Annotated in this window: 30 protein-coding genes; 12 read left to right on the plus strand and 18 right to left on the minus strand. The window is 67.2% G+C overall.

The genetic code is table 11. The features are described from left to right. Positions 1-416: 416 nt before the first annotated feature. Entirely contained in the window at positions 417-2,183 is a 1,767-nt protein-coding gene (gene ptsP / locus VFY73_RS29105; RefSeq protein WP_329725093.1) for a phosphoenolpyruvate--protein phosphotransferase, read from the minus strand. Between the two features lie 307 nt (positions 2,184-2,490). Between ptsP and VFY73_RS29110 the strand changes: the two genes are divergently transcribed. Continuing rightward, a complete protein-coding gene (locus VFY73_RS29110; RefSeq protein ID WP_414654564.1) occupies positions 2,491-3,246 on the plus strand; it encodes a GNAT family N-acetyltransferase in 756 nt (251 codons plus the stop codon). Between the two features lie 25 nt (positions 3,247-3,271). Here VFY73_RS29110 and VFY73_RS29115 read toward each other — a convergent pair whose 3' ends face one another. The 3 genes from VFY73_RS29115 to VFY73_RS29125 are packed head-to-tail and all read right to left on the minus strand — an operon-like array spanning position 3,272 to position 4,512. Beyond that, positions 3,272-3,541 carry an HPr family phosphocarrier protein gene (locus VFY73_RS29115; RefSeq protein WP_329725095.1) on the minus strand — a complete coding sequence of 90 codons (270 nt, stop codon included), beginning with the start codon at positions 3,539-3,541 and terminating at the stop codon, positions 3,272-3,274. After that, positions 3,510-3,971 carry a PTS fructose transporter subunit IIA gene (locus tag VFY73_RS29120; RefSeq protein WP_329725096.1) on the minus strand — a complete coding sequence of 154 codons (462 nt, stop codon included), beginning with the start codon at positions 3,969-3,971 and terminating at the stop codon, positions 3,510-3,512. Before VFY73_RS29120 ends, VFY73_RS29115 begins: the two co-directional genes overlap by 32 nt. Positions 3,972-3,999: 28 nt before the next feature. After that, a complete protein-coding gene (locus tag VFY73_RS29125; RefSeq protein WP_329725097.1) occupies positions 4,000-4,512 on the minus strand; it encodes a hypothetical protein in 513 nt (170 codons plus the stop codon). Between VFY73_RS29125 and VFY73_RS29130 the strand changes: the two genes are divergently transcribed. From VFY73_RS29130 to VFY73_RS29140, 3 genes are all read left to right on the plus strand, one after another. Further along, positions 4,505-4,669, plus strand: a complete 165-nt coding sequence (locus VFY73_RS29130; RefSeq protein ID WP_329725098.1) for a hypothetical protein — start codon at positions 4,505-4,507, stop codon at positions 4,667-4,669. The two genes, VFY73_RS29125 and VFY73_RS29130, sit on opposite strands and share 8 nt — an antisense overlap. Further along, positions 4,662-5,369 carry an alpha/beta hydrolase gene (locus VFY73_RS29135; protein ID WP_329725099.1) on the plus strand — a complete coding sequence of 236 codons (708 nt, stop codon included), beginning with the start codon at positions 4,662-4,664 and terminating at the stop codon, positions 5,367-5,369. The genes VFY73_RS29130 and VFY73_RS29135 overlap by 8 nt, the downstream gene beginning before the upstream one ends. A gap of 231 nt (positions 5,370-5,600) precedes the next feature. Further along, the gene (locus VFY73_RS29140; RefSeq protein WP_329725100.1) at positions 5,601-6,731 is read left to right on the plus strand and encodes a hypothetical protein; all 1,131 of its coding nucleotides are present in this window, start codon (positions 5,601-5,603) and stop codon (positions 6,729-6,731) included. A 45-nt stretch (positions 6,732-6,776) separates the two neighbouring features. On the opposite strand, the gene VFY73_RS29145 is transcribed toward VFY73_RS29140, so the two are convergent. Further along, entirely contained in the window at positions 6,777-7,475 is a 699-nt protein-coding gene (locus VFY73_RS29145; protein ID WP_329725101.1) for a DUF4197 domain-containing protein, read from the minus strand. A 13-nt stretch (positions 7,476-7,488) separates the two neighbouring features. On the opposite strand from VFY73_RS29145, the gene VFY73_RS29150 reads away from it, so the two are divergent. Then, on the plus strand, positions 7,489-8,004 hold the full coding sequence (locus VFY73_RS29150) for a TlpA disulfide reductase family protein (protein ID WP_329725102.1): 516 nt from the start codon (positions 7,489-7,491) through the stop codon (positions 8,002-8,004). Positions 8,005-8,079: 75 nt separating this feature from the next. Here the strand turns inward: VFY73_RS29150 and lipA are convergent, their stop codons facing one another. Beyond that, the gene (gene lipA / locus VFY73_RS29155; RefSeq protein ID WP_329725103.1) at positions 8,080-9,084 is read right to left on the minus strand and encodes a lipoyl synthase; all 1,005 of its coding nucleotides are present in this window, start codon (positions 9,082-9,084) and stop codon (positions 8,080-8,082) included. Between the two features lie 10 nt (positions 9,085-9,094). Then, the gene (gene lipB / locus VFY73_RS29160) at positions 9,095-9,778 is read right to left on the minus strand and encodes a lipoyl(octanoyl) transferase LipB (RefSeq protein WP_329725104.1); all 684 of its coding nucleotides are present in this window, start codon (positions 9,776-9,778) and stop codon (positions 9,095-9,097) included. Positions 9,779-9,875: 97 nt separating this feature from the next. Here lipB and VFY73_RS29165 point away from each other — a divergent pair, with 97 nt between their 5' ends. Further along, entirely contained in the window at positions 9,876-10,541 is a 666-nt protein-coding gene (locus tag VFY73_RS29165) for a tetratricopeptide repeat protein (RefSeq protein ID WP_329725105.1), read from the plus strand. A 10-nt stretch (positions 10,542-10,551) separates the two neighbouring features. Here the strand turns inward: VFY73_RS29165 and VFY73_RS29170 are convergent, their stop codons facing one another. From VFY73_RS29170 to VFY73_RS29200, 7 genes are all read right to left on the minus strand, one after another. Continuing rightward, positions 10,552-10,827, minus strand: a complete 276-nt coding sequence (locus VFY73_RS29170; protein ID WP_329725106.1) for a YbeD family protein — start codon at positions 10,825-10,827, stop codon at positions 10,552-10,554. An 86-nt stretch (positions 10,828-10,913) separates the two neighbouring features. Beyond that, a complete protein-coding gene (locus VFY73_RS29175; RefSeq protein ID WP_329725107.1) occupies positions 10,914-11,813 on the minus strand; it encodes an aminotransferase class IV in 900 nt (299 codons plus the stop codon). A 67-nt stretch (positions 11,814-11,880) separates the two neighbouring features. Further along, positions 11,881-13,041 (minus strand): D-alanyl-D-alanine carboxypeptidase family protein, encoded by a 1,161-nt coding sequence (locus VFY73_RS29180; protein ID WP_329725108.1) that lies wholly within the window; start codon positions 13,039-13,041, stop codon positions 11,881-11,883. A gap of 55 nt (positions 13,042-13,096) precedes the next feature. Next, positions 13,097-13,720 carry an alpha/beta hydrolase gene (locus VFY73_RS29185; protein ID WP_329725109.1) on the minus strand — a complete coding sequence of 208 codons (624 nt, stop codon included), beginning with the start codon at positions 13,718-13,720 and terminating at the stop codon, positions 13,097-13,099. Positions 13,721-13,739: 19 nt separating this feature from the next. After that, complete coding sequence (locus tag VFY73_RS29190) at positions 13,740-14,066, minus strand: (2Fe-2S) ferredoxin domain-containing protein (RefSeq protein ID WP_329725110.1); 327 nt, start codon at positions 14,064-14,066, stop codon at positions 13,740-13,742. A 58-nt stretch (positions 14,067-14,124) separates the two neighbouring features. Then, positions 14,125-15,267, minus strand: a complete 1,143-nt coding sequence (locus tag VFY73_RS29195) for a VanZ family protein (protein WP_329725111.1) — start codon at positions 15,265-15,267, stop codon at positions 14,125-14,127. A gap of 15 nt (positions 15,268-15,282) precedes the next feature. Next, positions 15,283-15,723, minus strand: coding sequence for a CopD family protein (locus VFY73_RS29200; protein ID WP_329725112.1), 441 nt, complete (start codon positions 15,721-15,723; stop codon positions 15,283-15,285). 288 nt (positions 15,724-16,011) lie between these two features. Between VFY73_RS29200 and hemB the strand changes: the two genes are divergently transcribed. Both hemB and VFY73_RS29210 read left to right on the plus strand, forming a co-directional pair. Further along, positions 16,012-17,010 (plus strand): porphobilinogen synthase, encoded by a 999-nt coding sequence (gene hemB / locus VFY73_RS29205; RefSeq protein WP_329725113.1) that lies wholly within the window; start codon positions 16,012-16,014, stop codon positions 17,008-17,010. Between the two features lie 23 nt (positions 17,011-17,033). Next, positions 17,034-18,137 carry a magnesium transporter CorA family protein gene (locus VFY73_RS29210; protein ID WP_329725114.1) on the plus strand — a complete coding sequence of 368 codons (1,104 nt, stop codon included), beginning with the start codon at positions 17,034-17,036 and terminating at the stop codon, positions 18,135-18,137. A 99-nt stretch (positions 18,138-18,236) separates the two neighbouring features. On the opposite strand, the gene ybeY is transcribed toward VFY73_RS29210, so the two are convergent. Together ybeY and VFY73_RS29220 are read right to left on the minus strand one after the other, a co-directional pair. After that, positions 18,237-18,701, minus strand: coding sequence for an rRNA maturation RNase YbeY (gene ybeY, locus VFY73_RS29215; protein ID WP_329725115.1), 465 nt, complete (start codon positions 18,699-18,701; stop codon positions 18,237-18,239). Continuing rightward, complete coding sequence (locus VFY73_RS29220; RefSeq protein WP_329725116.1) at positions 18,698-19,678, minus strand: PhoH family protein; 981 nt, start codon at positions 19,676-19,678, stop codon at positions 18,698-18,700. The genes ybeY and VFY73_RS29220 overlap by 4 nt, the downstream gene beginning before the upstream one ends. 61 nt (positions 19,679-19,739) lie before the next feature. Between VFY73_RS29220 and ruvA the strand changes: the two genes are divergently transcribed. Beyond that, entirely contained in the window at positions 19,740-20,312 is a 573-nt protein-coding gene (ruvA, locus tag VFY73_RS29225) for a Holliday junction branch migration protein RuvA (protein WP_329725117.1), read from the plus strand. Between the two features lie 45 nt (positions 20,313-20,357). Here ruvA and VFY73_RS29230 read toward each other — a convergent pair whose 3' ends face one another. Then, positions 20,358-20,804 carry a copper chaperone PCu(A)C gene (locus tag VFY73_RS29230; RefSeq protein ID WP_414654559.1) on the minus strand — a complete coding sequence of 149 codons (447 nt, stop codon included), beginning with the start codon at positions 20,802-20,804 and terminating at the stop codon, positions 20,358-20,360. A gap of 166 nt (positions 20,805-20,970) precedes the next feature. Continuing rightward, the gene (locus VFY73_RS29235) at positions 20,971-21,354 is read right to left on the minus strand and encodes a DUF2946 family protein (protein ID WP_329725119.1); all 384 of its coding nucleotides are present in this window, start codon (positions 21,352-21,354) and stop codon (positions 20,971-20,973) included. Positions 21,355-21,416: 62 nt separating this feature from the next. Between VFY73_RS29235 and ruvB the strand changes: the two genes are divergently transcribed. From ruvB to VFY73_RS29250, 3 genes are all read left to right on the plus strand, one after another. Then, a complete protein-coding gene (gene ruvB, locus VFY73_RS29240) occupies positions 21,417-22,490 on the plus strand; it encodes a Holliday junction branch migration DNA helicase RuvB (protein ID WP_329725120.1) in 1,074 nt (357 codons plus the stop codon). 164 nt (positions 22,491-22,654) lie between these two features. Continuing rightward, the gene (locus VFY73_RS29245; RefSeq protein WP_329725121.1) at positions 22,655-23,206 is read left to right on the plus strand and encodes a hypothetical protein; all 552 of its coding nucleotides are present in this window, start codon (positions 22,655-22,657) and stop codon (positions 23,204-23,206) included. 143 nt (positions 23,207-23,349) lie between these two features. Then, positions 23,350-23,937 (plus strand): sigma-70 family RNA polymerase sigma factor, encoded by a 588-nt coding sequence (locus VFY73_RS29250; protein WP_329725122.1) that lies wholly within the window; start codon positions 23,350-23,352, stop codon positions 23,935-23,937. Positions 23,938-24,004: the final 67 nt, after the last annotated feature.

Genomic DNA, 24,004 nt, shown 5'->3' on the forward strand with positions numbered 1-24,004 from the left:
CTTCAGTTCGATCTTGAATTTCGCTCAAAGAATTGAAGTGAACTTCACTTCCATGAGCATTTAAAGTCTTGCGACTCGCTTGTAAACAAGCAAGCACTCGCCTTCAAACACCCACGCTTATCGGCTGTTAGTTTTTAAAGAACTTGTCGTCGGCTTCTGCTTTCGACTCGTTGCAGATCAGTGATCAGCAAAGAAGGAAGATTTTGACTTGTTTTTAAAACCTTGTCAAGCGCTCAACCTTTCGCGCTTTTCGCCGCACCTTTCGGTTTGGCCGCTGATTTTGCGAATCGACCGAAGCCTTTTGCTTGTCAGCGTCTGCCTGCGTTTGCGAGCAGCGAAGCCCACGACTATAGCAGTCTTTCAAACTGCATTGCAAGGGCGTTGCGGAAATTTGTTGAATCGCCCGCCTGCCCTGCTCAGTTCGGGCGCGACTTCAACAGCGCAACGCACGCTTCCTGCGGCGAGTCTGCTGCCAATACGGCGCCGATCTGCGTCCGCAGTGCCCGCACGTCGGCGCGCAACACGCGCTGCTTGATGGATGCCACCTGCGCCGGGTGCATGGAGAAGCTGCGCAAGCCCATCGCCAACAGCAGCTCGGTGAATGCCGAATCGCCTGCCATTTCGCCACAGACGCTGACGCCCTTGCCGGCCTCATTGGCGCAGGCGATGGTGCGTTCGACGAGTTGCAGCACCGCTGGGTGCCACGGGTCGTATAAGTGAGCAACCGCCTCGTCCGCACGGTCGATGGCCAGCGTGTACTGGATCAGGTCGTTGGTCCCGATCGAGACGAAATCGAAGTGCCGCATCAGGCTTGGCATCATCAGTGCAGCAGCTGGCACCTCGATCATGGCGCCCAGTTCGACCTCGGTGTAAGCCACGCCATCCGCACTTAGCTGTGCCTTGGCGCGGTCCACCGCCTGCAAAACCTGTTGCACCTCGCTCATGTGCGCCACCATCGGCACCAAGATACGCACCCTGCCGAAGGCGCTGGCGCGAAGGATCGCTCGCAGCTGCCGGCCGAACATCTCCGGCTCGGCCAGGCTCCAGCGGATTGCCCGCAGGCCCAGCGCCGGATTCAATGAGTGCTCATGACGCAGCTCGTGGGCCGACATCCGGTCCAGCGGCTTGTCGGCGCCTACGTCGACGGTGCGGATCGTGACCGGCATGCCCGCCATCGCCTGGACGACTGCGCGGTAGGCCTCGAACTGCTCGTTCTCGTCGGGCAGTTGCCCGTTGCGATTCATGAAGAGGAACTCGCTGCGGAACAGGCCAACGCCGACAGCACCGGCTTCGATCGCCGCCGCCGCGTCTGACGGCAGCTCGATGTTGGCCAGCAGCTCGATCACCTGACCATCCAGCGTGACCGATGGCGTGTGCCGCAGCCGGTTCAACTTGGCCCGTTCGAGCTCGATCTGGCGTTGGCGGAAGCGGTATTCCTCGAGCACGATCGGCGACGGGTTGACGATCAGCACCCCCGTGTCGCCGTCGATGATGATCCAGTCGTCCTGGCGCACGATGCGGCTGGCCTCGCGCGCACCCACCACGGCCGGAATGTCCATGCTGCGGGCGACGATCGCCGTGTGCGAAGTCCGCCCGCCGACATCGGTGACGAAACCGGTGAACACGCTGCGCTTGAACTGCAGCATGTCGGCTGGGGAAATGTCGCTGGCCACCAGGATCAGCGGATCCTCGCCAGCGAAGTCTCGCGCGCCGCTTCCAGCCGCCTGGCCATTGGGCGCCGTCTGCCGAGCCAGCGCCTTCAGCACGCGTTCCACGACCTGCTCGAGGTCGGCCTTGCGTTCGCGCAGGTATTCGTCCTCCATCTCGTCGAACTGGCGCGCGATCACCTCCAGCTGGGCCGACATCGCCCATTCGGCGTTGTAGTGACGCTCGACGATCCATTGCTTGGTGGCGTCGGACAGCATTTCATCGTGCAACAGCATCAGGTGCACATCCAGCAGCGCCACCAGCTCGGCATGCGCTTCTTCGAGCACTTCGCTTTTCAGCGCGCCCAGCTCGGCCGCCACCTCGTTGCGCGCGTCGCGCAGGCGGGCCACTTCGGCCTCGACCTGGTCGGTGTCGATGAAGTAGTGCGCCACGTCGACCCGGCTGGAGGCGACCAGCACCGCGCGGCCGATCGCGACGCCGCGCGACACGGGCTGACCGAAGACCTGGATGCTCATGGCTTCACTGTAGCAGCCGGTCCTTCAGCGCGTGGGTGGTCTTCGCCGCTGTCACAGCAGCGTCACCCGCCGGTCATGCACGGGTCATCGCGAAGCCCGAGCATTTGCGCCAACGCCAAGGAAAGACGCTGTCATGAAAGAACTGCCGAACCCCACGCTGCCGCTGCTCAGCCTGATGGACTTCCGCTTCGGCCGCGCCCGCCGCGCCATGCCGAGCGACGCACACGGCGCGCGCGAAGGCCGGGCCTCGCGCGACATCAACGTCGGCACCACCTGGCGCGCCGGGGCCGACACGCTTGCGCCGACCATGCCCACCCCGTCCCGCGAGCCGGACTTCGAAGTGCGCTGGGCTCGTCACGCCGACGAGGTGCGCGCCGCGCAACGCCTGCGGCACGCGGTGTTCGTCGGCGAGATGGGCGCCCGGCTGACGCTGCCGCCCGGCGCCCCCGCCGGTCACGACGTTGACCTGTTCGACGACTTTTGCGAGCACCTGCTGGTGCGTACGCCGGCGACCGACGACGCGCCGGCCCAGGTGATCGGCACCTACCGGGTGCTGACACCCGCCGCCGCGCGCCGCGCCGGCGGCTACTACAGCGACACTGAATTCGACCTCACCCGCCTGCGTCCGCTGCGCGACCGCATGGCCGAGCTGGGCCGCTCGTGCGTGCATCCACAGTTCCGCTCGGGCGGCGCGATCCTGGCGCTGTGGGGCGCGTTGGCGGAGTTCATGAGCAGCAATAGGCTCGACACGATGGTCGGATGCGCCAGCATCGGCATGCGCGATGGCGGCCATACCGCGGCCAGCCTGTGGGTGCGGCTGCAAGCCAGCCACCTCGCGGGTCTGGAATACCAAGTTCGCCCGCGCCTGCCGCTGCCGGTGGACGAGCTCGACCAAAGCCTGGACGTGGAACCGCCAGCTCTGATCAAAGGCTATTTGCGCTGCGGCGCCAAGGTGCTGGGAGCCCCCGCCTGGGACCCTGACTTCAACACGGCCGACCTGCCGCTGCTCCTGCGCTTGTCGGACCTGCCTGCGCGTTACCGCAAGCACTTCCTCGGTGCCTGAGCGACAGCCTGCCCGGAGGCTGCCTTTACTGGCCTTCGCCGAACTTGTCGTCGATCAGTGCAACGATGGCGTCCATCGCCTGCTGCTCGTCGGCGCCTTCGGTCTCGATTTCGACCTGGCTGCCCATACCGGCAGCCAGCATCATGACGCCCATGATGCTCTTGGCGTTCACACGACGGCTGTTGCGGCTCATGAACACCTCGCACTGAAAACCGCCCGCCAGCTTGGTGAGCTTGGCCGATGCGCGGGCGTGCAGGCCCAGCTTATTGCTGATGGTGACGGTGCGTCGGATCATTCGGCTGCGAGTTTAGTGGCTGGTCCTGCGGTTTCTGTGGCGACGCCGGCATGACCCCCTGCGAGCCGCCCACGAGCGCGCGCTCGACCAAGGTGTCGATCGGCTGCTGCGCATAGGCCAGCGCCCGCCACAGCATCGGCACGTTCAGGCCCACGACCAGGCGCACGCTGCCACCATCGGCCACCCGCTGGGCAGCGTTGCACGGCGTCGCGCCGAACACGTCGGCCAGGATCAAGACCTCGCCCCCCACCACGCCGGATGCCGCCTGGGTGACCGCGGTGCGGATTTCCTGTTCCGCCGTCTCCGCCGACCAATCGGGCCAGACGTCCACGATCACCAGCGCCTCGCTGCGCTCGGCAAACACATGTCGGGCGACGGCCTGAAAGGCAGTCGCCAACGGGGCGTGCGCAACGATCACCAAACCGGCCATGGCGTCATTATTGGCGATGCGCCCGGGTTCACGGCGCGAAGCGCAGCCCGTCGAAGAACGGGGTGCTCGCGCGCTCGTCGGCACGGGTTCCGATCACAGTGGCCTGGATCACCCAGGTGCCACGTGCGAACACCGCCGTATCCAGGCTGAGTGGCGAGCCGTCGGGGCGCTGGCTGTTCAGTTGCCAGCGGCCTGCCGCCTGTTGGGGCGTTGCGCCGATCAGGCCCCAGCCGGTGGGGGGTGCCGTCACCGTGGGGCTGGCCAGCTTGCCGAGGCTGGCATCTCGCAGCGCCGACAGGGCCGGGCCGACGGCGGCAGGGTCCTTCACGTCCGCCACACTGACCGCGAACGTACCGCCCCCGGCCTCGCAGGCCTGCATCTTCATCGTCACCGCCGCGCCGGCCAACTCGATCTGGCGGCTCTGGCCGACGGGCCGACAAGGAAACATCGCGGCCAGGCCGGGCCCATCGATCTGCGCCTGGCGCCAGTCCAACGCCGGTGAGCAGGCCAACAGCCAAACCGCTGCGCCCGCCGTGGACACGCCCCTCGCCCAAGCCGCCCGCCGCAAGGTGTTCCAGGCGTTCTGCAGAGAAAAAGAAGTGGCGACAGCGTGCATTCGGCGCATTATCTCGGCCGACCCGTCACGCCACCAGGCCAGCGGGCAGTTGTTGAATGACAAGGAGGATGCCGATGGCTGATGTGGTTCTGGTCCACGGAGCGTGGCACGGCGCCTGGTGCTGGCGCAGGCTGTTGCCCGGCCTATGGCAGGCAGGGCACCGGGTCTTCGCGGTCGATCTGACCGGCCTGGGCGCGCGGCGCCATCTGTTTCGGCCCGACATCGGCTTGACCGACCACATCAACGACGTGGTCGCCACCCTGGAAGCCGAAGAGCTGCAGCAAGCGGTCGTGGTGGGCCACAGCTATGCCGGGATGGTCATCACCGGCGTCGCCGACCGGTGCGCCGCCCAACTTGCCGCGCTGGTCTACCTTGACGCCGTGGTGCCGGAAAGCGGCGAAAGCTGGTCCTCCACCCACACCGCTGCGACCCAGGCCGAGCGTCGGGCCCAGATCGCCGAGCACGGCGGGCTGGTGCCGCCAGACCCGTCGGCCTTCGGCTTGCAAGGCGCCGACCGCGACTGGGTCCTGCGCCGCCAGAGTCTGCATCCGGGCGCCTGCTATGACGAGCCGTTGCACTTCAATGCCGCCCGCTGGTCCGGCCTGCGTCGGCATTTCATCGATTGCCAGTCCCCCGCCTTGCCGACCATTGCCGCCAGCCGGCAGCGTGCCCAGACCCAGCCGGGCTGGCGGCTCGACAGCCTGCAAACCGGCCACGACGCGATGATCTCGGCCCCCGACGCGCTCGCTTCTTTGCTGTCGACGCTGTTGACGGTCGACTGAAGCGCGAACAAATTCACGAATGACAGCAGCTCGGCGCCCTTCCCCCCGACAACCGTGGGATGGACCCAGCCGTCACAAACAGACACCATTCAAGGCAGGAAATCACGCCCCGGTTGAACCGATCGGGCTCTCCGCTGCCAAATATTTCTCGGCCGGCTCGCCGGTCGCCAGGGAGGGTCCGTGATCGGCGAACACATTGCCATGAACGCGCCAGACAGACTCCCTTCCACCATGCGTGCCGCGAATCCGACCTGGCCGCCCGAGGGCCAGGAAGAACACTACCGCGCGCTGATCGCCCAGATCGGCAGCGAAATCGGTGTCTCACTGTCGAGTGCGCTGGAGCGAGTGACGGCGCTGGCCACCACCGGCAAGATCGACCGCCCCGGCCTGAAGGCACTGCGCGACGAGATCGAGCTGGCCCGGCGCATCGGCATGATGGGCCAGCAATTGGCGCGCTTTGCATCGGGCCGCATCCGCCAGTCTCCCGAAGCCTTGAGCCTGACGCAGATGACGCGCGACGTGCTGGTGCAGCGCGGTCGAGAGATCAGCGCCCGCGGCATCGACGTGCGGCAGGCCATGCGCCCGATCGACGTGATCGTCGACGCCACCTTGCTGCACGCGCTGCTGCAGGCGCTGGTCGACTGGACGATGGAACACGCCCAGGCCAACCTCGAATTCCGCATCGACCTGCGGCCCTGGCCGCCCCACGCGCGGTTGAGCTGCCACTTCAGCCATCGCCCGCCGGCCGAGGTCAATGGCGACGCGTTCACCCACACCGACGGCGACACGCCGATCGACCAGCTGGACACGATGAGCTGGCGCCTGGTGCAACAGATCGCCTGGGCCCTGAAGCTCGGGCTCGAACGGGTCGATGGCCCTGAAGGCATCGCCGCGGTGACGATCGAGTTCCCGCAGACGGTGACCGACCAGATGGAAGGCGTCACCGCGATCGAGATCGACCAGGGCTTTGGTGTCTCGGACAACTCCAAGCCGCTGGCCGGGGCCCAGGTGCTGGTGCTGGCAGGCCGGCGCGATCTGCGCTCGGACATCCGCGAAGCCACTCGCCACATGGGCCTGGTGGTCGACTTCGTCAGCTCGGTCGACGAAGCCGAAGAGTTCTGCCGCGACGCGCTGCCGCAAGCGGTGATCTACGAATCGGCGCTGGCCGGCCAGCGCTTCGACCGTCTGCGCAGCAGCATCGAAGTCGATGTGCCGCACTTCGTGTTCATCGAGATCGCGCAGGAGGGCAACACCTTTGCGCTGTCCAACGAAGGTGACCGCCAGCACGCCACGCTGGGCCGAGAGGCGGTGCTGGCCTCGCTGCCGTCGGCGTTGATCTTCGAGTTGTCACGCACGCTGTAGACCGACTGAAAGGGCGGCAGGCCGCCGCCCCGCCCTCGGCTCGACTCAGCCTTGGCCAAACACCTTGCTGAGGATCTCGCTGCCGGTGCCTACCGGGTCCTTGCGGATCTTCTTCTCCTCTTCGCCGATCATCCAGTACAGCCCGTCCAACGCCTTGCGCGTGACGTAGAGTTGGATATTCGCGTCTTCCTTCTTCATCAGCCCCAAGCCACTGGCCTTGCCGGCCACGGCGTTGTATTTGTCGGCCAGCGACACCTTTTCGGTCGCCTCGGTCACGATCGGCAGGAACTTCTCGCTCAGCGGCACCCGGGTCTTGCTGGAAAAGTACTGGGTCACCGAGGTGTCGTTGCCACGCACGATCTTCACTGCGTCGGCCACGCTCAGCGTCTTCACCGCATCGAGCAGCAGCACCTGGGCCTCGGGCACTGCAGCTTCGGCGGCCCGGTTCATCGCGGTGACGAGTTCGTCGACTTTTTTCTGCTGGCCGGTGAACTTCAGGATCTGCGCCGCGTCTTTCATGAAACCCGGTAGCGGAATCATCACCTTCGGGTTCTTCAGGAACCCGTCCGTGCGGCCCAGCAGGCTGACCGCCGAAGTGGCACCGCGCTCAAGGGCGGTCTTCACGCCCAGCGAGGCGTCCCCCTCGCTGAGCCACCCGCCCACCGCAGCGCGAACCGCCGGGCTGAGCCCCAAGCCTGCCCACAGCAAGCTGCCGGACACCGTCGTAAACTGCCTGCGCTGCATCGCCTGATCTCCCATGGACTTTGAACGCCGCCGCCATCTTGCACGCTCCCTGAGTCTGGTGGCAACCGCCCCGCTGGCTTCGCTGGCCTTGAGTGCCTGCTCGGCTCGCGAACGCGCGCCCGACGTCGGGTACACGCTGCTGAACGGCACCACGGCCCAACTCAAGGCCCAACAAGGCAAGGTAATGTTGGTCAACTTCTGGGCCACCAGTTGTACGACCTGTGTCGCCGAGATGCCGCAGATCGTCTCCACCCACGAGAAGTTCAAGGGCCGTGGCTACGACACGCTGGCGGTCGCGATGAGCTACGACCCACCAGCCTACGTGGCCAGCTTTGCCGAACAGCGAAAGCTGCCTTTCGGCGTGGCGATCGACAACACCGGCGCCGTGGCCAAGGCGTTCGGCGAAGTGCGGCTGACACCCACCACCTTCTTGCTCGACAAGAAGGGCGGCATCGTCAAGAAGTACGTGGGTGCGCCAGACTTCGCCGCGCTGCACGGCCTGATCGAAGACCTGCTCAAGGAAGCCTGAGCCCCAACGGGCGCGATGCGCCCATCTCACCAATCTCACCAGTACAGAGCCGAGCGTCGGCTCAGGCGTTGAGGGTCAAGCGCTGGCGGCAACCGCGCCGGTGACGCCGGCCTCATGCGCCTGCTGGTCGGCGTGGTAACTCGAACGCACCATCGCGCCGACGGCGGCGTGGCTGAAGCCCATCTTCTGCGCCTCGGCCTCGTACATCTTGAAGGTGTCCGGGTGCACGTAGCGGCGCACCGGCAGGTGGTGGCCCGAGGGCGCCAGGTACTGGCCGATGGTCAACATGTCGACACCGTGCGCGCGCATGTCGCGCATCACGTCGAGGATCTCTTCGTCGGTCTCGCCCAGGCCAACCATCAGGCCGCTCTTGGTCGGCACGTGGGGCACCGCGTCCTTGAAGCGCTTGAGCAGGTTCAGGCTGAACTGGTAGTCGGAGCCCGGGCGCGCTTCCTTGTACAGACGCGGTGCGGTCTCGAGGTTGTGGTTCATTACGTCCGGCGGCGCGGCCTTCAGGATGTCCAGCGCGCGGTCCATGCGGCCGCGGAAGTCGGGCGTCAGGATCTCGATCTGGGTCGCCGGCGACAGCTCGCGCACCTGGCGGATGCAATCGACGAAATGGCCGGCGCCGCCGTCGCGCAGGTCGTCGCGGTCGACGCTGGTGATCACCACGTACTTCAGTTTCAGCGCGGCGATCGTCTTGGCCAGGTTGATCGGCTCCTCGGCGTCCAGCGGGTCGGGCCGGCCGTGGCCGACGTCGCAGAACGGGCAGCGGCGCGTGCACTTGTCGCCCATGATCATGAAGGTCGCCGTGCCCTTGCCGAAGCACTCGCCGATGTTCGGGCACGAGGCTTCTTCGCAAACCGTGTGCAGCTTGTGCTCGCGCAGGATCTGCTTGATCTCGTAGAAACGGGTCGTCGGCGAGCCGGCGCGCACACGGATCCAGTCCGGCTTCTTCAGCACCTCGGCCGGCACGATCTTGATCGGGATGCGCGCCGTCTTGGCCTGAGCCTTCTGCTTGGCGTTGGCGTCGTAGTCGGCGCCGGTCTTGGCTTCGTGGGTGGTGTTCAGCGTGGCCATGGGATCCAGTTCAGCGGCTCAGGTGCACGGACAGCCGCTCGGCCAACTGGCGCGCGACAACTTCAGGGTTTGCACGGATGCCCAGTGTAACGAGGTCGACCGTCCGCAGGCCTGCGTAGCCGCACGGATTGATGCGCTCGAAAGGCTCCAGATTCATGGCCACGTTCAATGCGACACCGTGATAGGTGCAGTGGTTGCTCACTTTGACGCCCAGCGCCGCAATCTTGCCCAGCCCATCGAACGGGTCCTGTCGCGGCCCCGCCGGCAAGCCGGCCTGCAGCGGGTCGGCCAGGTTGACGTAGATGCCCGGCGCCCCCGTGACCCGAAAGCCGATCACGCCCCAGGCGTCGAGCGTCTGGATCACCGCCGCCTCGAGCCGGAAGACGTATTCCTTGATGTAGATCCCGAGCCGCTTCAGGTCGATCAGCGGGTAGGCCACCACTTGGCCGGGGCCATGAAACGTGACTTGGCCGCCCCGGTTGCTGGGCACGACCGGGATGTCGCCTGTCGCCAGCAGGTGCTCAGGCTTGCCGGCGATGCCTTGGGTGAACACCGCCGGGTGCTCGACGATCCACAGCTCATCTGGCGTGTCGCGCTGCCGCTCGGCGGTGAAGCGACGCATCGCGTCGTAAGTTTTGTCGTAGGGCTGCCGACCCAGGAACTGCAGGCGCGGCGCGCGAAGCGTGTCGTACATGGGCGAATTGTCGGCCAGGCCCGGGCATTGCCCCGGCCCCCAGCGTGGCCGGCCCTTCGGCGTATGGTGGGATCCGGGCCAGCCAGGAAGTAGAGCGATGAGCAAGTTTTCGATCGGGTTGCTGTTGGCAGCCACCGTTCTGACCGGCCCTGCGGCCGCGGACGAGATGAACCCGGCCGAGCGACATGCGGCCCTTGGCGAAGCGGTCGTGATGTACCAACGGGGCGACCACGAAGGCGCCGAGTTGCGCTTCACTGCACTCGTGGCGGCGGGCGAACCAGCCGCGGCCCACAACCTGGCCGTGATGCACCTGCGCGGCGAATTGCCCAACGCCAGCGTCGCCCGGGCCCGCGAGTTGCTGATGCAGGCGGCCGGTCAGGGTTTCGTCACCGCGCAACTCGCCCTGGGCGAGTTGTACGAAAGCGGCCGGCTCGGTGCGCCGGATCTGCCGCAGGCGCTGGCGTGGTACGAACGCGCCGCGCTGTCCGGCAGCGTCGACGCCCAGGTCGCTGCCGGCACGGCCTATTTCATGGGCCGGGGCACGCCGGTGGACGCTGCGCAGGCGGTGCATTGGTACCGCCAGGCGGCCAACGGCGGCGATGTCGGCGCCCAGTACATCCTCGGCTCGATGTACGAGAAGGGCGATGGTGTCTCAGCCGACCTGCGGCTGGCGCGCTACTGGTACGCCGCCGCCGCGCGACAGGGTGACGAAGCGGCACCGGCCAAGCTCAAGGACATCGACGCGCGGCTCACCGCGCAGTGACCCCACGTGGTTACAGCACGACTTTGACCATCGGATGGGTCGACAAGGTGCGGTACAGCTCGTCGAGCTGTTCCCGGCTGGTCGCCGTCACGGTGATTGTCACGCCCAGGTAGTTGCCGGCCTTGCTGGGGCGCGTCTCGACGGTGCTCGCATCGAAGCCCGGATCGAAATGCAGCGCGACCGCCACCACGGCGTCGACGAACCCTTCGACGTGCGCACCCATCACCTTGATCGGGAAGGCGCTCGGGTATTCGATCAACGATTGTTCGGGTGGGATCTCGGGCATCTCGAATCGGACTCAAATGGCGGGCTCGGGCGACAGGAACGTTGGGGCACCTTGTCTACCTTCAACCCTGCGGCCAGGCCACTCACTCAGATCGACTGCTCCCGCTTGGCCCGCTGGTAGGCCTCGTACAGCCGGCCGTAGACGGGGCCCGGTTTGCCGCGCAACGCGCCATGGCCGACGAGATCGCCATCGAGCTTGGTGACGGCCAGCACCTCGCGGCCGGAAGAGCTGAGCAGCAACTCGTCGGCGGCGCGCACGTCGGCCTCGCTGATCGGGCGCAGGTTGTAGGCAATGCCCTCTTCCTCGCACAGCTCGCGCAGCAGCGCAACACGGATGCCCTCGAGCACATGCTCGTTCATCGGCGGGCCCAGCAGCGCGCCCTCGTGCACGACCCAGACATTGCTGGACGAGCCCTCGGTCAACCACGGCCCGCCATGCGCGCCTTCGCGGAACAGGATGGTCTCGGCCGCGCCTTGGTCCACCGCTATCTGGCGCGCCAGCACGTTGCCCAGCAACGAGGTCGCCTTGATGTCGCCACGCTCCCAGCGGAAGTCGCGCGCACTCACGCACGCCACACCCTGGTGGCGCGCTTCGGCCGGCACCGGCTTGTACGGATTGCTCATGATGAACACCGTCGGCGCGATGTCGGTCGGCATCGCATGATCACGCATCGCGACGCCACGGGTGATCTGGATGTAGAGCATCTGGTCTTCCGCCGGCTGAGCGGCGATCACGCGCCGGACGCGCTCCAACCAGTCAGCCGGGCTGCGCAGCCCCGGCGGCGGCGCGATGCGCAGCTTGTCCAGGTTGCGCGCCAGGCGTGCCATGTGGTCGTCGAAGCGAAACAACCGGCGGCCATAGACCGGGATCGCCTCGTAGAGGCCATCGCCGAAGATGAAGCCGCGGTCGAGCACGCTGACCTTCGCCTGCGACAGCGGCAGCAGCTCACCGTTCAGATCGCACAAGGTGTCAGGCAGGGCGCTCATCAGGACCTCCAGGGGCGGGACCAGTGCAGGAACCAGCGATGCGGGATTTCCCGCACACCTGCGGAGATTACTTGATCCACAGGCGAATGGCATCCCAGGCACGGCCCCAAATGCCGGCCTGGGGCACCTCTTCGGCCACCACCAGCGGCAGCGCCGCCACCGGCGCGCCGCCTGCCGTGGTCACCTTCAGCGTGCCGACGCGTTGGCCCTTGGTCAGCGGGGCAACCAGCGGGTCGGTGCGTTCGATCGTCGTCTTCAGCTTGTCGCCTTCGCCGCGCGGCACGGCCACGAACAGCGGGCCTTCGCCGACCAGCCTGGCCTCGTTGACCTGGCCTTTCCACACCGGCACCGTGGTCACCGGCTTGCTGTTGTCGAACAGGCGCACCGCATCGAACGCGGTGTAGCCCCAGTTCAGCAGCTTCTGGCTCTCGTTGGCGCGGGCCTGCATCGAGTCCGTGCCCATCACGACCGACAGCAAGCGCCGTTTGCCATTCGGGAAATCGCGCTGAGCCGACGAGACCAGGCAGTAGCCGGCCGCGTCGGTGAAGCCCGTCTTCATGCCGTCGACGCTTGGGTCGCGGCGCAGCAGCAGGTTGCGGTTGTCCTGCCGGATATTGTTGAAGCTGTATTCCTTGATCGAGTAGTAGGGATATCGATCCGGGAAGTCCAGGATGATGTGCTGCGCGATCACCGCCAGGTCGCGTGCGGTGCTCGAGTGGCCCGGCTCGGTCAGGCCGGTCACGTTCTTGAACGAGGTGTTCTTCAGGCCCCAGGCCTGCGCCTGGCGGTTCATCATCGCGACGAAGTTGTCGACCGAGCCGCCGACGCCTTCGGCCAGCGCCACCGACGAATCGTTGCCTGAGACGATGATCGTGCCGCGCAGCAGCTCATCCACCGTCGGCGTCATCTTCGGGTCGATGAACATCAACGAACCGCCGCCCTTGCGCTCTGCCCACGCGCGCTCGGACACTGGCAGCCGTTGCTCCAACGTCAGCTTCTTGTCGCGCAGCGCGACGAAGGTCAGGTAGGCCGTCATCAGCTTGGTCAGCGATGCGGGCTCGGCCGGTGCGTCGGCATTGCGCTCGGCCAGCACCTGGTTGGCCGTCATGTCGATCAGCAGATAGCCGCGGGCGGCGATCTCGGGCGGCTGCGGCGCCTGCGCGGCGGCATGCAGGCTGAAGGCGGCAGCCGCGGCGGCGAGGCAAAGGGAACGGAGGAAGCGGGTCATCGAAACGGTCACAGGGAACGAGATGTAGGAAGGGAGTCGCCCGCGGCGCCGGGGTTCACCGGTGCCAGTTGCGGACGATGATGGATTTCAACAGCGTCAGTTGGCCGTGGAAGAAGTGCCCGACGCCAGGCATCACGATCACCGGCAGGTGCTGCGGGCGGGCCCAGTTCAGCGTCGCGGTCAGCGGCACCACGTCGTCGACCTCGCCGTGCACGACGATGGTGTCGGCCGGCACCGGCGCGACCTCGAAGTTCTGCGTCGCCGGCCCCACCAGCACCAGCCGCTCGGCCGGCGCACCAGTGTCGGCCAGGCGTTTGGCGGCTTGTGACGTGACGTAAGCACCGAACGAGAAGCCGCCAAGTGCCAAGGGCAGCGCGGGCTCGCGCTGCGCGGCGATCACGGCCAGCGCATCGTCGATCTCGCCGCGGCCTTCGTCCCAGTGGCCTTCGGACGCGCCGGTGCCGCGAAAGTTGAAGCGCACGGCGCGGTAGCCCAGTTGGACGAAGGTGCGCGCCAGCATCTGGGCGACCTTGTTGTCCATCGTCCCGCCGTGCTGCGGGTGCGGGTGGCAGATCACCGCCACGCCGCGCACCGGCGTGTCGGCCGGCGGCAGGTCGATCGCGATCTCGATCGCGCCAGCCGGCCCGGGGATGCTCTGCCGCAGGGTGTTGCTGTTCATGCGGTCGACGTGGCCCGGTTCAACGGCCGACGTTCGGCGGCAGCAGCAAGCGCTCGACCGGCTGGCCGTTCTTCAGGTGCGATTCGACGATCTCGTCGATGTCGTGCTCGTCGACGTAGGTGTACCAGACCCCTTCGGGGTAGACCACCGCGACCGGCCCGCCGGCGCACCGGTCCAGGCAGCCGGCCTTGTTGACACGCACGCCGCCGGGCCCGGCCAGCCCCGCCGCCTTCACCTGCGCCTTGCAGTGCGCGAACCCCTCCTGCGCGGCATGCTGCATGCAACTGGCTTCGCCGTTGTCGCGCTGGTTCAGGCAGAAGAAGACGTGGTGCTTGTAGTAGCTCATCGCTGAATTGTAAAAGTCGGCTTCGTGCGCACCGCCGGGGCCCACGCGCCACGCGGGGTCATGCGCCGCCGGTCGCATCGCGCGAGCCGAGGTGCGCGGCCAGCCACAGCAGCGCCGCCACCGGCCAGAGCCAGCCCAGCCACTGCGCCAGGCCGTGGAAATGGATGAAGCGGCCCTGTTCCCAGCCCTGCAGGCTCAGCGCGAAATAGGGGTCGGACGGCGCTTGCGCGACCAGCATCAGGCTGGCCGACAGCGTGGCCACGCCGAGCACCGCCGCCAGACTGCCCGGCGCCCGCACCAGCAGCGCTGCCAGCAGCAGCCCCAGCGCACATGCCGGCGCGACCACCGGCGTCAGCCAAGCCAGCGCATGCACCGGACCAAAGTTCAGCGCGGCCGACAACGTGGTCGTGGTCAAACCGAGTACCGCAGCGCCCAGCGCCATCGCCATCCGGCGCCAGCCCGGCCGGGTGACGACAAAGGCCAGCAGGCACGGCCCCAGCAGGCCCAGCGCGATGCCCAGCGCCTCCGGCAACGCGGATGGCTGACCCACGGGCGGTGGCGAGGCCTCCAGCCACGCCAGCAGGTCTTCGGCGCCTCGCACGTCGACCAGCAGGTCCATCAGCCCGTCCTGCAGCCGGGCCCAGCTGGGTCCCAGCCCCAACGGCATCGGGGTCGGGAACAGCAGCCCCAGCGGCCAGGCCAGCAGCAGCGCCAATGCACCGCCGCTGCGGCGGATGAACCAACGGTCGCGTGCCTGTTGCCAACGGTCGACCCAGCCCAGGCGCAACGCCAGCGCCGACAGCGTGGCGCCGGCCACCGCACCAGCGGTGTTGAGCGCCCAGTCGAGCCGCGACGGGAACCGCAATGGCAGGAACTGCTGCGTCAGCTCCATCACGAACGACAGCAGCGAAATCACCGTCACCGCGAACAGCCAGCATGGGGCGGACCGCCGGCCACCCCGCACGCCGGCCGCATGCACCAACGCCGCGATCGGGATGTAGCCCAGGTAGTTGGCCCAGATGTCGAACTTGTAGCGCCACGGCGGCAGCGGCAACACGAACAAGTCCCACGCCGACAGGTCCGCTGGCCAGCGCCAGCCGGTGAACGGATACAGGCTGGCATAGGCCACGACACTGACCGCCAGCCAGGCCAGTGGCAAGGCCGAGCTGTGGTGACGCCGCGCGCCGTTCGAGGCTGGCACCGCGACGCTCCTGCGTCAGAACGGCTTGACCACCACGAGCACGACGATCAGCGCGAACATCAGCACTGACACCTCGTTGAACACCCGGAACCAGCGCTCGCTGCGGCGGTTCTTGAGCTGTTCGAACTTGCGCAGCAGTGACAGGCAGGCGTGGTGGTAGCCCATCACCGCCAGCACCAGCACCAGCTTGGCATGCAGCCAGCCCTGGCCCGGGCCGCGCCAGGCATCGAAACCGAGCCACAGCCACAGCCCCAGCAGCAGCGCCGGGATCATCAAGATCGTCGCGAATCGGTACAGGCGGCGCGCCATCAGCAGCAGGCGCTCGCGCTCGGCGTGGCTGTCGCCCGGCACGCTGGCCAGGTTGACGAAAAATCGCGGCAGGTAGAACAGGCCCGCAAACCAGCTCGCCACGAAGACGATGTGCAGGGCCTTGATCCAGAGGTACAAACCAGTCATGCGACCGATTATGGCGGTGCACAAAAAGAAAGAGCCCCGACCAGGGGCCGGGGCTGAAAAGCCTTGACGCTGTCATCACGTAAAGGCACCTGCTCAGGGAGGAAAAGCAGGGAGAAACACCCTCACGGGCATCGCTCAAGAACAACTTTAACACCGCAGGGCGGCTCTGTACCATAGGCGTCCGCCACAATTTTTGGCACCCGGCAGCCTCCGTTCACAGGGCTGCACGCCTCTTGGACGGGGGTGTATCAGCCCCGCCGCAACACTTTTCTTTGCTGTCCCTCATTCATGCTGCCTGCCTACCCTGCCAGCCGCCCACGCCGCCTGCGCCGTGATGCCTTCAGCCGTGCGCTGGTGCGAGAAAACGTTCTCACGGCCGCCGATCTGATCTACCCGGTGTTCATGCTGGACGGCGAGGACCGCGTCGAAGACGTGGCCAGCATGCCAGGCGTGCAGCGCCTGAGCGTGGACCGTCTGTTCGCGCAGGCCGAAGCCTGCCTGACGCTCGGCGTGCCGGTGATGGCGCTGTTCCCGGTCATCGACCCGAGCCTGAAGACGCCCGACGGCCGCGAAGCCACCCGGCCCGACGGCCTGGTGCCGCGCGCGGTGCGGGCGCTCAAGTCACGCTTCCCCGAGCTCGGCCTGCTGACCGACGTGGCGCTCGATCCGTTCACCAGCCATGGCCAGGACGGCCTGCTCGACGCCAACGGCTACATCGTCAACGACGACACCGTGGCAATGCTGCGCGAGCAGGCGCTGGTGCAGGCCGAGGCGGGTGTCGACATCGTGGCACCGTCGGACATGATGGACGGCCGCATCGGCGCGATCCGCTCGGCGCTGGAGGCCAAGGGCCACATCCACACGAAGATCATGGCCTACAGCGCGAAGTACGCGAGTGCCTTCTACGGCCCGTTCCGCGACGCCGTCGGCTCGGCCAAGAACCTGGGCAAGAGCGACAAGAAGACCTACCAGATGGATCCCGCCAACAGCGACGAGGCGCTGCGCGAGGTGGCGCTGGACATCGCCGAAGGCGCCGACATGGTGATGGTCAAGCCGGGAATGCCGTATTTGGACATCGTGCGCCGCGTGAAGGACGAGTTCCGCATGCCGACCTTCGCCTACCAGGTCAGCGGCGAGTACGCGATGGTCAAAGCCGCCGCTGCCAACGGCTGGCTGGACCACGACGCGGTGATGATGGAATCGCTGCTTGCGTTCAAGCGCGCCGGTGCGGACGGCGTGCTGAGCTACTTCGCACTCGACGCAGCACGGCTGCTGAAATCGGCTTGACGGTCCCTTCACGAAGAGCCGCGATGCGCATCTTCCACATCACGGCCGACAACTTCCACGAGCTGGACGAGCTGCCCGCGGCGCTGCCGCCGCAGGGCTTCATCTGGGTCGGCAGCGGCCGGCGTGAATTCGAGGTGCAGCGCACCGAGGTCCAGGCCGCGTTGCAGCGCTGGACCGGCGCCGCGCTGGTCGACCTGCATGTCAGCGACCTGCTGAACAATCAACTGCCGTCGCACTTCGAGGACACGTCCTGGTACGACATGCTGGTGTTCCGCCGCCTGGCCACCACGCCGAGCGGCAAGAGCTTGTTCGTCGATGACAGCCATGGCACGCTGGCGTCGGCGCAGAAGGCACTCGATGCGATCGACACCAGCCCGGTCGGCTTTGCCTTGTTCGACCGAGTGCTGTTGACGATCCACCCGACCGACTGCATGGTGCGCGAGTTCTTCGCCCAGCGGCTGACACAACAGGCCGCCGAAAGCGACCTGCGCGGCGCGGGGCGGCTGCCATCCGGCCCGGCGGACCTGATGCTGCGCATGGTCAACCACATGGTCGACAGCTACCTCGACCTGCGCCGCCTGCTGACGCGCCAGCTGACGACGCTGCAGACCGAGCTGCTGAACCCCAAGGGCCACTTCCACGACTGGCAGGTGCTGCTGGGCAGCCGCAATGCGCTGCACATGCTGGAAGACACCTGCGAGGACCAGCGCGCGGCGATGCAGGAATGGATCGACGCGCTCGACGAATGGCCATCCGAGGCCGACGCGAGCGCCAAGCGCGAGCGTGAGCTGTTGCGCGTGCGTTCACGCGACGTGCTGGAGCACATCGAACGCGTGCTGACCCATGTGCGGCGGCTGGAGTCGTCGGCCGAGGCCGCGGTTCAGATGCACTTCTCTGCGCTGAGCCACCGCACCAACGACATCATGCGCACGCTGACCGTGCTGACCGCGATCTTCCTGCCGCTGAACCTGATCACCGGGATCTTCGGCATGAACTTCGACGCCTTGCCGCTGACGCATGCGCGCACCGGCTTCTGGATCGCCCTCGCCATCATGGCCTCGGTGGGCATCGGCCTGGGCGCCTTCTTCTGGCGCAAGCGGTATCTCGGGACGCACGTGAGGCCATAGCGTGCCCCACGGTCCCCAAGGGGACTCGCGCAGCGACCGGCCAAGCCGGATCGCGCACGCCATTTGAAGGGCGGCGGCTCCTGACGGAGCGCCTCGATGTCAACGACGTCGCTGACGATAGGGGTCCTTCAAGCCCAGGCCGAGCAGGATTTCGGTCTCGCGGGCTTCCATTTCCTCGGCGTCTGCGTCGCTGGTCTCGTGGTCCCAGCCCTGGGCGTGCAGGGTACCGTGCACGAGCAGGTGGGCGTAGTGGTCGGCGATCGGGACGCGCAACTCGCGTGCTTCGCGCGCCACCACCGGCGCACACAGGATCAGGTCGGCGCTGACCACCGGCTCTTGCGTGTAGTCGAAGGTCAGCACGTTGGTCGCGTAGTCCTTGCCGCGAAACTCGTGGTTGAGTTGGCGGCCCTCGTCTTCGTCGACGATGCGCACGGTGATCTCGCCCGGCGCCTCAAGCGCCGAGCGCACCCAGCGCGCCACGCGGTGGCGCGGCAGGTGCTCGCGGTGGCGCGGGTCGGCGAATTGCAGGCTCAGGCTCAGCGTGGGTTTGGCGACACGGCTCATGTTCCCGCCCCATGCGCACCGTCGCGCGGGCCCTGGTGCGCTTCATAGGCCTCGACGATGCGGGCCACCAGCGGGTGGCGCACGACGTCGGTCGAGTTGAAACGGGTCATCGCGATGCCCTTCACACGCTTGAGCACCTCGGCCGCGTCGACCAGCCCGCTGGGCATGCCGCGCGGCAGGTCGATCTGGCTGATGTCGCCATTGACCACCGCCTTCGAGCCGAAGCCGATGCGGGTCAGGAACATCTTCATCTGCTCGGGCGTCGTGTTCTGCGCCTCGTCGAGAATCACGAACGAATGGTTCAGCGTGCGGCCACGCATGAAGGCCAGCGGCGCCACTTCGAGCAACCCCTTCTCGAAGGCCTTGGTGACACGATCGAAGCCCATCAGGTCGTACAGCGCGTCGTACAGCGGGCGCAGGTAGGGATCGACTTTTTGGGTCAGGTCGCCCGGCAGGAAGCCCAGCCGTTCACCCGCCTCGACCGCCGGCCGCGTCAGCACGATGCGCTGCACACCGCTGCGCTCCAGCGCATCGACCGCGCAGGCCACGGCGAGAAAGGTCTTGCCGGTGCCGGCCGGGCCGATGCCGAAGGTGATGTCGTGCGACAGGATCTGGCGCAGGTACTGCACCTGGTTTGGCGTGCGGCCGACCAGGTCGGCACGGCGCGTGTGCAGCACGATCTCGCCGTCTTCACCAGGAACCACGGGGGCCTTGGCCGGGTTGCGGCGCAGGTCGTCCAATGCCAGTTGCAGGGTCTCGGCATGGATCGGTTTCTTGGCCCGTTCGTACAGCGATTCGAGCAGCGCCAGCGTGCGCTCGGCGTCACGCTTCGAGCCGTCGATCTTGAATGCGCCCTGGCGCCGGGTGATCGCCACCGGCAGCACCGCCTCGATCGCGCGCAAGTGCTCGTCCACCGCGCCGCACAGGTGCGACAGGCGGGTGTTGTCGAGCGGGGAGAAGGTATGGCGGAGGATCAAGCCAGGCTCGTGCTGTAGACGCGAAAGCCGGGGATTGTCGACCAAACGATAATCCCGCGCCATGATCGGCCGCCTCTCGGGTTTGCTCGCGGAAAAATCCCCGCCGCTGGTGCTTGTGGATGTCAACGGCGTCGGCTACGAAGTCGATGTGCCGATGAGCACCTTCTACAACCTGCCGGGGTTGGGTGAACGCGTCACGTTGCTGACGCACCTCGTGGTGCGCGAGGACGCGCACCTGCTGTACGGCTTTCAGACCGCGTCGGAGCGCAGCACCTTCCGCGAGCTGATCAAGATCTCCGGGGTGGGCCCGCGCACCGCGCTGGCGATCCTGTCCGGGCTGTCGGTGGCCGAGCTGTCGGCCGCGATCTCGCGGCAAGAAGGCGCGCGGCTGCAGAAGGTGCCAGGCATCGGCAAGAAGACCGCCGAACGCCTGCTGCTCGAGCTCAAGGGCAAGCTCGGGCCGGACCTCGGCGCGCCGGCGGCACAGGTGACCACCGACGCGCAGGCCGACATCGTGCAGGCGCTGATGGCACTGGGCTACAACGAAAAGGACGCCGCGGCAGCGCTGAAGAAGCTGCCGCCCGATGTCGGCGTCAGCGACGGCATCAAGCTCGCGCTGAAGTCGCTGGCCTGATCCAGACCGTCCCGGCAGGCACCCGCCGCCGCGCCCTTCAGTGCCTCACTGCCCCAGAGCCTTGATCGGCAGCTTCAGCTCCAGCGTCTCCTTCTTGCCGTCGCTGCCCTCGATGGTCAAGGTCAGCGGCAAGGTCTCGCCACCCTTGAGCTGCTGCTTCAGGCCCATCAGCATCACGTGGTAGCCGCCGGGCTTCAGCTCGACGGCCTTGCCAGCCGGCAGCTCGATGAAGGGCACGGCGTTCATCTTCATCACGCCCCCTTCCATCTTCATCTCGTGGACCTCGGCCATGCCGGCCAGCGGTGAAGAGACGCCGACCAGGCGGCCGCCGTGCGACGACGTGAGCTGCATGAAGGCGCCCGAGCTGGACTGGCCAGCCACGGTGCCGCGGGCCCAGGCGTCGTTGACCGTCGTGGCGGCCAGCGCCGGGCCAGCCAGCGAGACCAGCGACACCATGGCGCACAAGGGGATCAGGGAGAGTTTCATCGACATCTTTCTCGAAAGGGGTTCCGAACCTGGTTCAGAAGGCAAGAGTCCCGGCGGGTTCGCGATACCCCGCCGGATGCCGTTGACCTGTTGGTTAACGGGCTCCTGCATCAAGGCGTGGACAGATCATCGGGCGCCGGGGCTGCGCTCAAGCAGCGCCGGTCGCGCCGGTTCAGGCGAGACGAAAAGGGGGTGCGCGTGCTTGCGCTGCAGCCCACGCGAACAGCGGACATGGCGCGTTCAGGAACGGCGGGGGCGGCTCGGCGAGCGGCAGGGCCCGCAGCGGCGCAGCCCCCATCGGCGCGGGCGCGAGGCCCTGGCCAGCCAGCCCGCAAAAGGCGCAATGGTCCAGGTGGAGCGCCGCGCTTGGCGTCGGCTGTTCGTCCGTGCCCACAGCCCGCGGCTTCGGGCCCTGCGGCGTGCAGATCTCGGCCCAGGCCGAGCCACCTTGCGCGGCAGCCAGCCAGCGCGACACGGTCGGCACCAATGCCAGCGCGAAGATCGCGACGAAGGCGATCCAGCACAGCCGGATTTGGTGGCGTCTGAGGGTCTGCACGGCGGGCCGGATTGTAGGGGCGACCCTCTGTCGGGCGGCGCCACAGCCGCGATAATGGCTGTATGTCCATCCAGACCGATGACTTCGGCTTGCCCGAGCGCGCGGCCACCCGCGTGGTCACCGCCAGCGCCGCCTCGCCGCAGGAAGAAGCGCTCGAACGCGCGCTGCGGCCCAAGGGCCTGGCCGAGTACGTGGGCCAGGCCAAGGCACGTGAGCAGCTGGAGATCTTCATCGGCGCGGCCAAGAAACGCAGCGAGGCGCTGGACCACGTGCTGCTGTTCGGCCCGCCAGGCCTGGGCAAGACGACACTGAGCCACATCATCGCCAACGAGCTCGGCGTCAGCCTGCGCCAGACCAGCGGCCCGGTGCTCGAGAAGCCGAAGGACCTGGCGGCGATCCTGACCAACCTCGAGCGCAACGATGTGCTCTTCATCGACGAGATCCACCGCCTCTCGCCGGTCGTCGAAGAAATCCTCTACCCCGCGCTCGAGGACTACCAGATCGACATCATGATCGGCGAAGGCCCCGCCGCGCGTTCGATCAAACTCGACCTGCAGCCCTTCACGCTCGTCGGCGCCACCACCCGGGCCGGCATGCTGACCAACCCGCTGCGCGACCGCTTCGGCATCGTCGCGCGGCTCGAGTTCTACACGCCTGAAGAGCTGACGCGCATCGTCACGCGATCGGCCGGTTTGTTGAACGCACCGATCGACCCGGCCGGCGCGCTGGAGATCGCGCGCCGCTCACGTGGCACACCGCGCGTCGCCAACCGGCTGCTGCGCCGCGTGCGCGACTACGCCGACGTCAAGGGCAGCGGGCGCATCGACAAGACCATCGCCGACCTCGCGCTGAAGATGCTCGATGTCGATCCGGTCGGCTTCGACGTGATGGACCGCAAGCTGCTCGAAGCCGTGGTGCACCGTTTCGACGGCGGCCCGGTCGGGCTGGACAACGTGGCCGCGGCGATCGGCGAAGAGCCCGGCACGATCGAAGACGTCATCGAGCCCTACCTGATCCAGCAGGGCTACCTGCAGCGCACGCCGCGTGGGCGCGTGGCCACGCTGATGGCCTACCGGCATCTCGGCATCGCACCACCGCAACGCGGTGGTGACCTGTTCGACGCCTCCGGCGCCTGAGGCGACAGATTTCCCCCGCGTTGTCATCCCACCGTTTGGGGACGGTGGATGGCCTCCTGCGCCCGCCCTTTTCCGTCTTTGGAGGTGAGCCGCCGTGCACCGGGTCCGCGGCGGCTCCGGCCGCCGGCCGATCCATTCGACCCGGTCCACGAGGAACCACCACCATGAGCCGCAAGCTGTCATCGCTTCAACGCGCCCTTGTCGCGACCATGTTCTCGATCGGGCTGCTGCCGGCCGCGCACGCCTACCCCTGGACCAGCGCCGGATCGACCGGCACACCGGATGAAGACGCGCTGGCCACCGACCTCACACCGGGCAAGATCACGATGAACTTGCCCTATGCGACGCTGAAGGCCACGCAGGCGTCGATGAGCGCGACGATCCGCTACAACGTCACCGCCGTCTTCGACAAGAGCTACATCTTCACGCCGTACCTGCAGATGCGCTTCCTCGACAGCGGCGCCACCACGCGGGTCTACGCGGTGCTCCGGGCCTACAACACCACCAACGGCAACGGCCGCGTGCTCGCCACGCTGGACAGCAACAGCTTCCCCGCGTCCGCCGCTTACCAGACACAGATCTCGTGTACGCCGAACAACCAGTGGATCAACGACTTCGTCAACGAGGTCTACTACGTCGAGGTCACGCTGAGCCGCACCAGCACGGCGGGTTCGGCGGTCGTGGCCGCGCTGCGCATCGACGAGTGCGTCTGGTAGCGCTCAGGCAGGCACGTCCATCCGGCGCCGGCTGATCCTTCGGCCGGCGTCGCCCCCCCGCGTCGCATTTGACCCATGTCAACCCCAGGCGAACGCGGGCACGCCGTGACGGCTCACAATCGTCCGGCCAATGCAAGGGATGAATGGCCGACGCTTCCGACGACCACGCCGACGACGCCACACTGGCGCGCCGCTGCCGCGACGGCGATGCCGGCGCCTGGCCACTGCTGGTGGCGCGCTACCAGCGCCTGGTCTATGCGATCGTCACCCGCATGGGGCTGGACGAGCATGTCGCGGCCGATGTCTTCCAGGCCGTGTTCGAGAAACTCGTGCGGCACCTGCCCAGCCTGCGCGAACCCGAGCGCCTGCAGGCCTGGATCGTGACCACCGCCAAGCGTGAAGGTCTCGCGGCACGCCGGCACGGGCAGCGTCAGGTCTCGATGACCCGGGCCGATGAGGGCGACGACAGCCAGGGCACCGAAGAATGGGACATCGCCGACGACAACCCGGGGGCCGAACAGCAACTGGACGAGCTGCAGCAGCTGCACCGCCTGCGCCTGGGGCTGGACCGGCTCGACGAACGCTGCCGCGAGTTGCTGCTGCTGGTCTTTCGCGACGACGATGACCGGCTGGGCTACGACGAGGTGAGCCGGCGCCTGAACCTGCCTGTGGGCAGCATCGGCCCGACCCGCTCGCGCTGCCTGGGCAAATTGCGCAAACTGCTGCCCTGATCGCCGGCGCTTGTATCTGGCCGTTCTCAACGCCCTCTGTCTCGCACACCCGCCCTGCACACCCACG

The sequence above is a fragment of the Ideonella sp. genome (genome assembly GCF_036277275.1).
GTDB lineage: Bacteria > Pseudomonadota > Gammaproteobacteria > Burkholderiales > Burkholderiaceae_C > Ideonella.